The organism is Enterococcus villorum (assembly GCF_007990225.1).
Lineage (GTDB): Bacteria > Bacillota > Bacilli > Lactobacillales > Enterococcaceae > Enterococcus_B > Enterococcus_B villorum.
Genome location: NZ_BJWF01000057.1, coordinates 1 through 9,148 on the forward strand (window position 1 = coordinate 1; position 9,148 = coordinate 9,148).

General features: G+C 34.1%; 8 protein-coding genes. 5 read left to right on the plus strand and 3 right to left on the minus strand.

What is annotated here, in order from left to right; translation table 11 throughout:
- The coding region (locus EVI01_RS12765) for an immunoglobulin-like domain-containing protein (RefSeq protein WP_146811716.1) at nt 1-3,854 on the plus strand (3,854 nt) is incomplete at its 5' end.
- A 308-nt stretch (nt 3,855-4,162) separates the two neighbouring features.
- Here EVI01_RS12765 and EVI01_RS12770 read toward each other — a convergent pair.
- Nucleotides 4,163-4,429 (minus strand): immunoglobulin-like domain-containing protein, encoded by a 267-nt coding sequence (locus EVI01_RS12770; RefSeq protein ID WP_010750457.1) that lies wholly within the window; start codon nt 4,427-4,429, stop codon nt 4,163-4,165.
- Between the two features lie 236 nt (nt 4,430-4,665).
- Between EVI01_RS12770 and EVI01_RS12775 the strand changes: the two genes are divergently transcribed.
- The 4 genes from EVI01_RS12775 to EVI01_RS12790 all read left to right on the plus strand — a co-directional run bounded on the left by EVI01_RS12775 (nt 4,666) and on the right by EVI01_RS12790 (nt 7,455).
- Complete coding sequence (locus EVI01_RS12775) at nt 4,666-5,334, plus strand: hypothetical protein (protein ID WP_010750458.1); 669 nt, start codon at nt 4,666-4,668, stop codon at nt 5,332-5,334.
- Nucleotides 5,335-5,337: 3 nt separating this feature from the next.
- A complete protein-coding gene (locus EVI01_RS12780) occupies nt 5,338-5,994 on the plus strand; it encodes a class D sortase (protein ID WP_010750459.1) in 657 nt (218 codons plus the stop codon).
- A gap of 16 nt (nt 5,995-6,010) precedes the next feature.
- On the plus strand, nt 6,011-6,775 hold the full coding sequence (locus EVI01_RS12785) for a hypothetical protein (RefSeq protein WP_010750460.1): 765 nt from the start codon (nt 6,011-6,013) through the stop codon (nt 6,773-6,775).
- Nucleotides 6,776-7,017: 242 nt separating this feature from the next.
- Nucleotides 7,018-7,455, plus strand: coding sequence for a hypothetical protein (locus EVI01_RS12790; RefSeq protein ID WP_010750461.1), 438 nt, complete (start codon nt 7,018-7,020; stop codon nt 7,453-7,455).
- Nucleotides 7,456-7,496: 41 nt separating this feature from the next.
- Here the strand turns inward: EVI01_RS12790 and EVI01_RS12795 are convergent, their stop codons facing one another.
- On the minus strand, nt 7,497-8,318 hold the full coding sequence (locus EVI01_RS12795) for an NUDIX domain-containing protein (RefSeq protein ID WP_010750462.1): 822 nt from the start codon (nt 8,316-8,318) through the stop codon (nt 7,497-7,499).
- 97 nt (nt 8,319-8,415) lie between these two features.
- Nucleotides 8,416-8,694 (minus strand): hypothetical protein, encoded by a 279-nt coding sequence (locus EVI01_RS14245; RefSeq protein WP_010750463.1) that lies wholly within the window; start codon nt 8,692-8,694, stop codon nt 8,416-8,418.
- Nucleotides 8,695-9,148 lie beyond the last annotated feature (454 nt).

Here is a 9,148-nt window from a genome sequence, read left to right on the forward strand (position 1 = left end):
GGTATGTCGTTCAAGATGGTTTATTAATCGAAGCCTCCGATAAAGTTATAAAAGAGGCACAAGCGGCAGTCAAAGGACTATATGAAAACGAAGAACAAACTATTGTCAAGAAAGACCTATTACAAGCAACGATTGATGAAGCCCGTGAAAAAGTCAATGCGTTGCCAGATAGCGAAGAGAAAACAAGATTATTAGCCAAAGTTGATCAAGCCTTTGAAGGGTTACAAGAGATTCAATTAAAAGGCATCTCAAACTTTCTATTTTCACGAATCACTGTAACCAAAGGGAAATTAGTGGTACGCACCCACTCTGGAAAACCTCATTATTATTTTAAAGATAACTATGCAACTATTGACGTTAAACGTGGAGAAACAAATGTATTTTCGAAAGAATATAACGGAAATATTTCTTATCCTACTCAAACAGAAGAAGTGGATCTACAAAATGGCGATATTGTGACGATCATGAAGAAAGAACCAGACGCTGCACGCTATGTAGTCAATCATGAGGAATTAAAACCAAATACCAGTGGAAACTATACTTATTTGGTTCAAGATGGATTGTTAGTTGATCAAACAGTTGCTTTTACAGAAGCTAATACAGCAGTAAATAATCTCTTTGAGGGCGAAGAACCAAAAGAAAGCAACACGCAAGAGCAAATTGATGATGCTAGAACAAAAGTTAATGCATTACTTGATTCGCCTTTGAAACAACAATTATTAGCTAAAGTGGATCAAGCACAAAAATTATTTGATTCGTTAGTTGGTTCACTAACTGTAGAAGATTTCCAACTTTTGGGTAGTGATCGTTACATTCGTGGAACATTCTCAGGAAATATTGACTACTTAAGATTAGAAGTCAATGGAGTGCCTTATGCAAAATCAACAGTTAAAGGCGAAAGCTTCCAATACTATGCAGTTGACAAAATCAAGAGTCCAAATGATCAAGTCTTTTTGGTTGGTTACAATAAAGACGATCGCCAAGTAGATCGTCAGCAAGTAAACGTTCTGCCAGTCCAAGGAGCACTTTCTGAAGTATCCTTTACGTTAAATAGTTCAGATCGCTATATTGAAGGTTCTTATACCGGAAATGTGGATCATATTCGTTTAGAAGTCAACGGTGAATTAAAAGCAAAAGCCGGCGTTTCTAGTAATAATTTCCGTTATTATGCGGTGGATAAAATTAAAAATGTTGCTGATCAAGTTTCACTTATTGCCTATGATCAAAACGGAAATGAAATTGATCGCAAAGAAGTCACAATCCACAATGCGTTAGTAGGAACAATTCAGACAGATCCATACGTATTAGGAAATAGTGACCGTTATATTCATGGAACTTATACAGGTGATGTGGATCATGTTCGTTTAGAAGTCAATGGCGAATTAAAGGCAAAAGCCGGCGTTTCTGGTAATAAATTCCGCTATTATGCAGTTGATAAGATAGACAATATGAACGATAAGGTTAATATTATTGCGTATGATGCCAAAGGAAATATATTAGATAAACAACCAGTAACTATCGAAACGGCAAGAAAAGGTACGATTACACCAAATGAATATAAATTAGGTAGTGGTGATAACTATCTAAGAGGGGAATATACAGGAGAGGTTCACGCGCTTCGTTTAGAGGTTAATGGTAAACTGTTTGCACGTTCAGTTCCAGGGAATAGTCCGTTTAAATATTATGCAGTCGATAAGATTAAAAACTTAACGGATGAAGTCTATTTGATCGCCTATGACAATGCAGATATTGAAATTGCTCGTGAGAAAATAAACGTAGTCAAAGAGCAAACAATTCATACAACAGAACGACCAGCAGGAACACTCAATGCAGGTATTAATATGGGTAACGGGCACGACCGTCAAGACCTTGGCATTCAGCTTGAACGAGGTTCAAAAATAAAAATCAAGCAAGTGAATCCAAATTATAATGAGAACATGAATCTACGTTTATTAGCAAATGGTTCAAATAAAGAATCTTCCATCTCATTTGGCAAAAATGAAGTAACACTAGAGGCGAAAGATCTCACAGTACCATTTGTTTATACACCTTACCATGCAACAAATATGGAAAAACCAGTCATCCAAGTAACAGTTGAAGGAACATATCGTAAATTACCTGTATTTGATCTCACTACAGAACAAAGTGAATTTAATCAAACATGGAATCTTACTAATGGATATGGGTTAGTGAAAGGAAATCGATTCCAGACATTATTCCCAGAGGAAAATAAAACGCAAGCAACCAATAGTAATTTGCGTTCAGTTGTTCAAATGTATGACAATGATATTTTAGGAAAATATGACGAATGGATTGGTCTTTCACCAGATGCAAGTAACCCAATCCACAAATCCTCTCCAAGAAGATATTTCTTTAAAGCAGATGCTAATGGAGTAGGCGCACTATATTACGGAGGGGCTTGGGCAGCAAACACAAGTAGCTCAGCGGCTCCATGGTTGGGTGACGGCTGGGGCGCTTTACATGAAATTGGTCACGGTTATCAAGGACATTTCATGAGTAAAGGAATGAATTCTGGTGAAGTATGGAACAATATTTATGGTGTTTTCTACCAATACGAAAAACTTGGAAAAGAAGAAGCAGATCGAACTGGCTGGCTGTATGGTCAAAATAAGCAAGCTACAGAGCAACAAATACTAGAATCAATTCTTCAAGAAAATCCAAATTATCAAGCGATCGGAGTAAGAAATCAATTATTAGTCTTGTCTAATTTGATTGATAAAGCGGGTAATGAAGGATTTAAAAACTTCTATGTGAAATACAGAGAACTGGCTAGTCAGCCAGGATTCAATGCGAACAACTACCTATTACCAGATTTATTGGTACAATATTTAGGTGAAACAAATAAATATGATTTTTCTCCTGTATTCAATGCTTGGGGATTGACTGTTAAAGAAGAGACAAGACAACAAGTAAAAGAGCAGGAATATGTTCCTGTTGCGCATTTAGCTCAAGTTGTGCCAAATGATCAGTTATCTGAAGCCATTGATCAATTTACGCAAGAAAATCGTTTAAGCTCCGTACTATCTCTGGTAACAAATGATGAGTTAAAAGCAATGAATTTAACTAGTGATGTTACATTGAATTTCACAGACGAAGATTTATTTGATGGTGTGAAATTAAGAATCATGGATGGCGATAAGCTGTATCAAGAAGTGACCTTGAATCAAGGAGAAGTGACATTAGAAAATATCCCTAATGGCGTGTATTCACTTGAATTACAGACAAACACAGGATATCTTAAAAAACCTTATATGTTTGTTAAAGAAAATGGAACGATCAATATTTCTTTAACTAGCTACTTGAAAGAAGCGACAGAAGCTGTGGCTGATTTATTCCAAGAAAATAGTGACACAAAAGTAAAAGCAACAATGATGCAAAAAGATATTGATGCTGCTAAAGCATTGGTGACAGCTTTACCTGAAAGTGAAGCCAAACAACAATTACTAGAAAAAGTGGAACGAGCTCATCAAAACTTACAAGAATTTACGTTTAGAGGACTGGGCGATTGGACGTTTGCTACTTTAAATGTTGCAGGAAATACGGCAACTATTCGAACAAATCAAGGTACACCTCACTCTTATTTCACTGATCGCTATGCAAGTATTTCCATTGTCCGTGACGGTCAAACAATTTTTGAGAAAGAATACATTGGAAATCAAAGCTATCCTAAAGCAGAAGATACGGTTGAATTGCAAGATGGTGATGTGGTTACAGTGACTCACCGTGAAGCAAATGATACACGATTAGCGGTAAACCATAGCAACTTAAAACACAATACTCAAGGTAATTACCAATATACGGTAACAGATGGACTCTTGGTATTAAATCGCTAAACTGTTTATTTAAAAGATAACATTTCTGATAGAGAGATGAAGATTTAGAAACTTCTTTCGATCAATAAAAGTAGCAACCTACGTTTTATTGTATCGAAAGAAGTTTTATTTATTAAAAAATGCATTTTATGGAATCAATTTTGAAAAATGAATACTGAGGATAGTAATTTTTTTCATTGATAGAAAAATTTTTTCCTAAAAAAACACTCAATAATGCCATAACCAGAGGAAAAATTATGGTTGTGTCATCATTGAGTGAAAGTTGAAATGTCTATTCACAAGTATACATATGAACGTTTTGCAAGAGATTATTTAATTTTTACTCTTCGCTTAAGCACATACTGATCGTTGTCATCAAATGCGACCATATAAACTTTTGAATGTTTATTTTTGATTTTATCAATCGCATAGTAATTAAATGCTGTTTTATCTGTAAATTCTAAGGTAGAACCACGTTTTAATTCACCATCGACTTCTAAACGAATGGTTTTGATATCTCCTAGGAGTTCGCCACTGACGTGCGTGTCTTTTCCTAAAGTATATTCTTTCATTTTGATATTTCGTTTATATTTCATCACTATACTCCTCCAATAATCATTTTTCCTGTAGTTTATCAAATAAACAATAGTGACCTTATTTTCATTTTATCAATTTGTTAAAAAATGAATAATCCAGATAAAAGAGAATCTTTATTATTTAATCATATAAATGACTAAATTGTCGTTTGATGCAACAAAATTGAGGTGATCAGTTAGAGAAATTTCGATAATTTTCTTTTTAAACTAAAAATCAATGAATTGGAGGATTTCATATGAAAAATAAACATTTGAAAAAAATGATTATTACAGGGACGGTCATCTTTTCATCTATGTGGTCATTGACAACTCATGCGGCAGACTATACAGATACAGAAGGTGTTATTAAAAGTTATGATACAACTAAGCTAACCAACGCTGTTAATGAAAATGAAAAAGCTATTCTTGATGAGTTGCGTGAAGCAGTCAATTTAAATGGAAAATCATTCTCATTTACAGCTAGCGAATTAAATGCAGCAGAAAATTATTTTAAAACTGTTGAAATTGAGTCAACCAATGCACAACAGGCTATCCATGAAATCAAAGAAGCCAAAAAATTATTTAGTCAACAAACAGAAGTGAATGTTTCAAACACTACAACTGTGCATAGTGCTGTCAAGAAAATGAAAACTGATGTGATCAAAAAATTAATGAATCATGTCATCAAAGTAGGGGATTTACTGGGGTTAACTGTGGTTTTTGATGATGCTGGTAAAGCTTATTTAACGCGTAATAAAGAAGCAAGCATGACAATCACGGATAAAGAAGGCAATATTATTTATCAATCCGGTTCACCAGTTAAACAAACAGGTACAGACTTATCCAATGTTGTTTTAGCAAGCTCTACAAGTATTGTTTTATTGGGGGTAGCAGGCTTTCTTTTTAAAAAGAAAAGTGAAAAATAATTTATGAAATATCTAACCCAACTAATCACCAATTTTTTAGTTGCAGTTGCTTTTTGTCTGATCCTTCTAGGAACAATCATGTTTACCGGCAAGTATTTACAAATAGGAGAAATGATAAGATCAGTGAAAGTCTTTTTTTTAGAAGAGAGGCCAAAAATAAACATAGATACTAAAAGCCTTTCAGATTCCGCCTACTCTGACCAAAAAGAAGGAACGATTGATTCACTTCATCTCTCCTATCCTAAATTTGGTGAACAATACGGACGCATTGATATCCCTGCTTTAAACATCACAAGTCCATTGTATTGGGGGGATAGTGACGAAATTTTAGCCAAAGGTATGGGGCAATATATTGGCAGTAAGTTACCTGGAGAAGAAGGATATGCGTTAATTGGTGGTCATACTATTCCTTATTTTTTAAATGTAAATCATCTGGTGGTAGGGGACACTATTAACATTAACACGACATATGGGCAGTATACTTTTCTTATAAAAAAGATAAAAATTGCTAAAAATAATGATAAAGAAATTCTTGATATGTTAGCAAATAAAAATTCAGGAGTCATCTTATACACTTGTGATCGTCAAGAAGGAATCTCTTTAACAGATAAAAGACATTATCTTATTGCAGAAAAAACTTCAGGACCATTAATAAAATAGGAGGTAATCCGAATAAGTGAAAAGAAATGCTTTTATAAAGCTGCTCATGAGTTTTATTTTATTTATTTGGTTGGCTTTAGGAAGTTTCAGCTTTATTTTAAATAAAACGATAACTGCGAATGTCCAAACAAAACGAAATCAAGAAACCTTTATTAAAGAAGTGAATCAGACGATCCAAAATTACAGTTTAGGGGCAAATTTACCCAAAAATGTCTTAGATTCTGTGATTACCGAAAAAGAAATCCAAGCAGGTCCTAAAAAAGTGGATTATTTAACACTAAAGAAAAGAATGATAGAAAAAATCAACCAATATGTGGAGAGTACGACATCTGAGGTTACTGAAAAAGACAAAGAAAACATCAATAAAGTGGCTGATGAACTCATAAATAAAATAAAGGGAGAAATAAATACTAGTTTTCTCTTTTTTAGTCAAACGCTAGAGACGATTGTACCGATTGCGACGACCTTCACCCTGATTATGTCGATTAATGCAGCGATTACAATTATATTATTGCTTGTTTTATTTAGAAAGACTATATTTAATGAGTTATGTTACTCATTTTGGGGTACAGCCATCTTATTAGTAAGTGCATCAATTATTTTAGGTTTGATCCCATTTGATCAGTTGGCTCTTTCCAGTCAGACAAACAGAGCTGTACTTAAGGATATCGCTGGATATGCCTCAAATTTAACCTTGATGATTGGGATGTCCTATGTGGTTTTAGGAAGTATATTGAGTTATTTTGGAAACAAAAATAAACTAGTGAAGTTAAGTGATTGAAAGTTGGAAAAATAAGAAAAGAAACTATCTTTATAAAGTGGGCTTTTTCCGATTTTTTAGTGGCTCTAGCTATTTTTTCTTTTCTGCTTGTGACACTTCTATAAATTTGATGGATTCATTATGACAAAAGAGCGTGGGATAAAATGGAAAGAATACTTTCATCTCACGCTCTAAATACATGTAAACGGTGTTCACGACATTGTTTCTGCCTTCTTAGTTTCAAATGAAAAAGGAGATTCTTTATGAGAAGATGTTTTTTTATCATAAGTTTTTTATTCGTGTTTTTGTTGGTCAGTGGGAGCAAGTTAGATATTTATGCTGATCAGCAAGCGACAAAAAGCAGTGTGACGGCGACAACAACAGAAGAATTAAGCCCAAAATCTAAATTGTCACGGTTGATTTATAAATGCCGTTTTTTAAAAGAAGAAAAATACACTAAAGAAACTTGGAAAGATTTCTCTGCTGAATTAAGTTTAGCAGAAAAAGTATTTGCCGATAGTCATTCAACGAATCAGGATTACGAAAAATCACTTGCTACGTTGGAGTCAGCGAAAGAGAACCTTAAAAGCCAAAAGAAAGCTCTTTTAAAGAAACTAATCATTTGGTTAATAGGCGGATCTATCGTAGTGTTGTTGCCATTCGTGGTGTATGGGATCACCCAATATAAAGTAAAAAAATAAGTTTTAGAAGGGAGTCACTTCTAAAACTTATTTTTTATGATTTATTCATAATGTTCGAGTTTTAATTGATAAATTTTTGATGGGCGCCCGATACCTATAGGACGTTCACCAATTTCATCAAAGTATTGCAGCATGGCTTTTTTGAAATTGGAGTGATCAATCATTTTAAAGTCAATTCCTAAAAATTTGGCAAACACTTTTCTTGCTTCGGTGATGGTAAAATCTTTTCCTAGAACTTGCAAGACTTGCGGTTCGTGTTCCATCTTATTGATGACTCGATTAAATGCCTTCGTGATGATTTCGCTGTGGTCAAATGCTAAAGTATCTTGACCAGAAGATTCACTCGTTTGTAAATCTAACGTAATAGCCACCTCATCACTTGTCAGGTAGATTTTGTTTCCTTGGCGTTCTAATGTAAACCAGCGAACTTCTTTTGCATCGTCACCAGCAATCAAAGGTTCTTCTCCAATAAACGCTAAGTAACTAACGGTGACGACCCATCCACGAGGATCCCGATTTGGTGTACTAAATGTGTGCAATTGCTCAATATTTTCTTGAGAGATGACGACACCAGTTTCTTCTTTAGTTTCACGTAAGACACTTTCGCCAGTTGACTCATTTTTTTGTACAAATCCACCAGGTAATGCCCAAGAATTTCGATAAGGATGTCCTTTTCTTTGGATCAACAAGATTTTTAACTGGTCTTCTTCTTTGTTGTAACACATTAACACGATATCAACAGTCAAAGAAGGTTTATCATATTCTGGACGTTCTTGTTTTTGATACCAATTAAGAAAATCAATTTCACTTGCTTCGTGTTCATAATAAAGTTTTTCTTCTTCTTTAGAAGCAAATTGTTTCACTCGTAAAACCTCCTGATGACTTTTTGTTTTTTTAGTACTTTTGACCTTATTTTAGCAGACTCGAAAAAAAAACCAAAGTTTTCCTTAGAAAAAAATCCTACACGTGAAATAGAAATGGCAGGATTAAGTTAAATAAGAAGAAAAGCAAATAAAATGGCAATAATTTTTGTTTGTCCTCACGAATAGCCAAAAAGCCACATAAAACAATGTACGCGTCTAAAGCCAAACGGAAGACTTGAGAAATTAAAATAAAACTGTTTAGGTTTCCATGAAGATTAAAATACCCGTACATCCGCACATAAAAATAGCTAAACAATAAGTGCAATAATGAGAGGAGGGCAATACTGATCGTAAAATAAAAATGCTTTTTTTGCATGATTCTTTCAGCCTTTCTTAATTAACGGTTTTAAATTCAGTTAGGAGTAATGGACCAATCTAGTATCATTTCCATAAAGCAGGTAAAAGTTTTCTATGCGAAAGGATGAGTGTATTTTTCTCCTTAACTATAGGATAAATGACCCTTTATACAGCCACTGAGTTAGACTCCACGGTTTTTAGATTTAACTTTTTTAAGAGAATTTTGTTTCAAAGACTTACAGCTACGGAAATAAGTCTGAATAGAGGAAAAATATGAGAAGCTATTTTTCTCTGTTTGTTCTTATTGCTTGATATAGACCAGACTTTTCACGACCTATCCAAGGCATTCAAGTAGCAACTCCTCAGAAATAAGAGATAAATTTCCAAAATATGAGGAGCTATTTTAAAAATTTATCTTTGCTCGGAGCTGATCGCTTCTGTCACAACTTTATCCACGGTGTTCCATAGCCAGC

Bases quoted from the DNA above. Each gene is read 5' to 3' on its own strand.
- EVI01_RS12780 (WP_010750459.1), top strand. From the start codon at position 5,338: ATGAAATATCTAACCCAACTAATCACCAATTTTTTAGTTGCAGTTGCT.
- EVI01_RS14245 (WP_010750463.1), bottom strand. From the start codon at position 8,694: ATGCAAAAAAAGCATTTTTATTTTACGATCAGTATTGCCCTCCTCTCA.
- EVI01_RS12775 (WP_010750458.1), top strand. From the start codon at position 4,666: ATGAAAAATAAACATTTGAAAAAAATGATTATTACAGGGACGGTCATC.
- EVI01_RS12790 (WP_010750461.1), top strand. From the start codon at position 7,018: ATGAGAAGATGTTTTTTTATCATAAGTTTTTTATTCGTGTTTTTGTTG.
- EVI01_RS12770 (WP_010750457.1), bottom strand. From the start codon at position 4,429: ATGAAATATAAACGAAATATCAAAATGAAAGAATATACTTTAGGAAAA.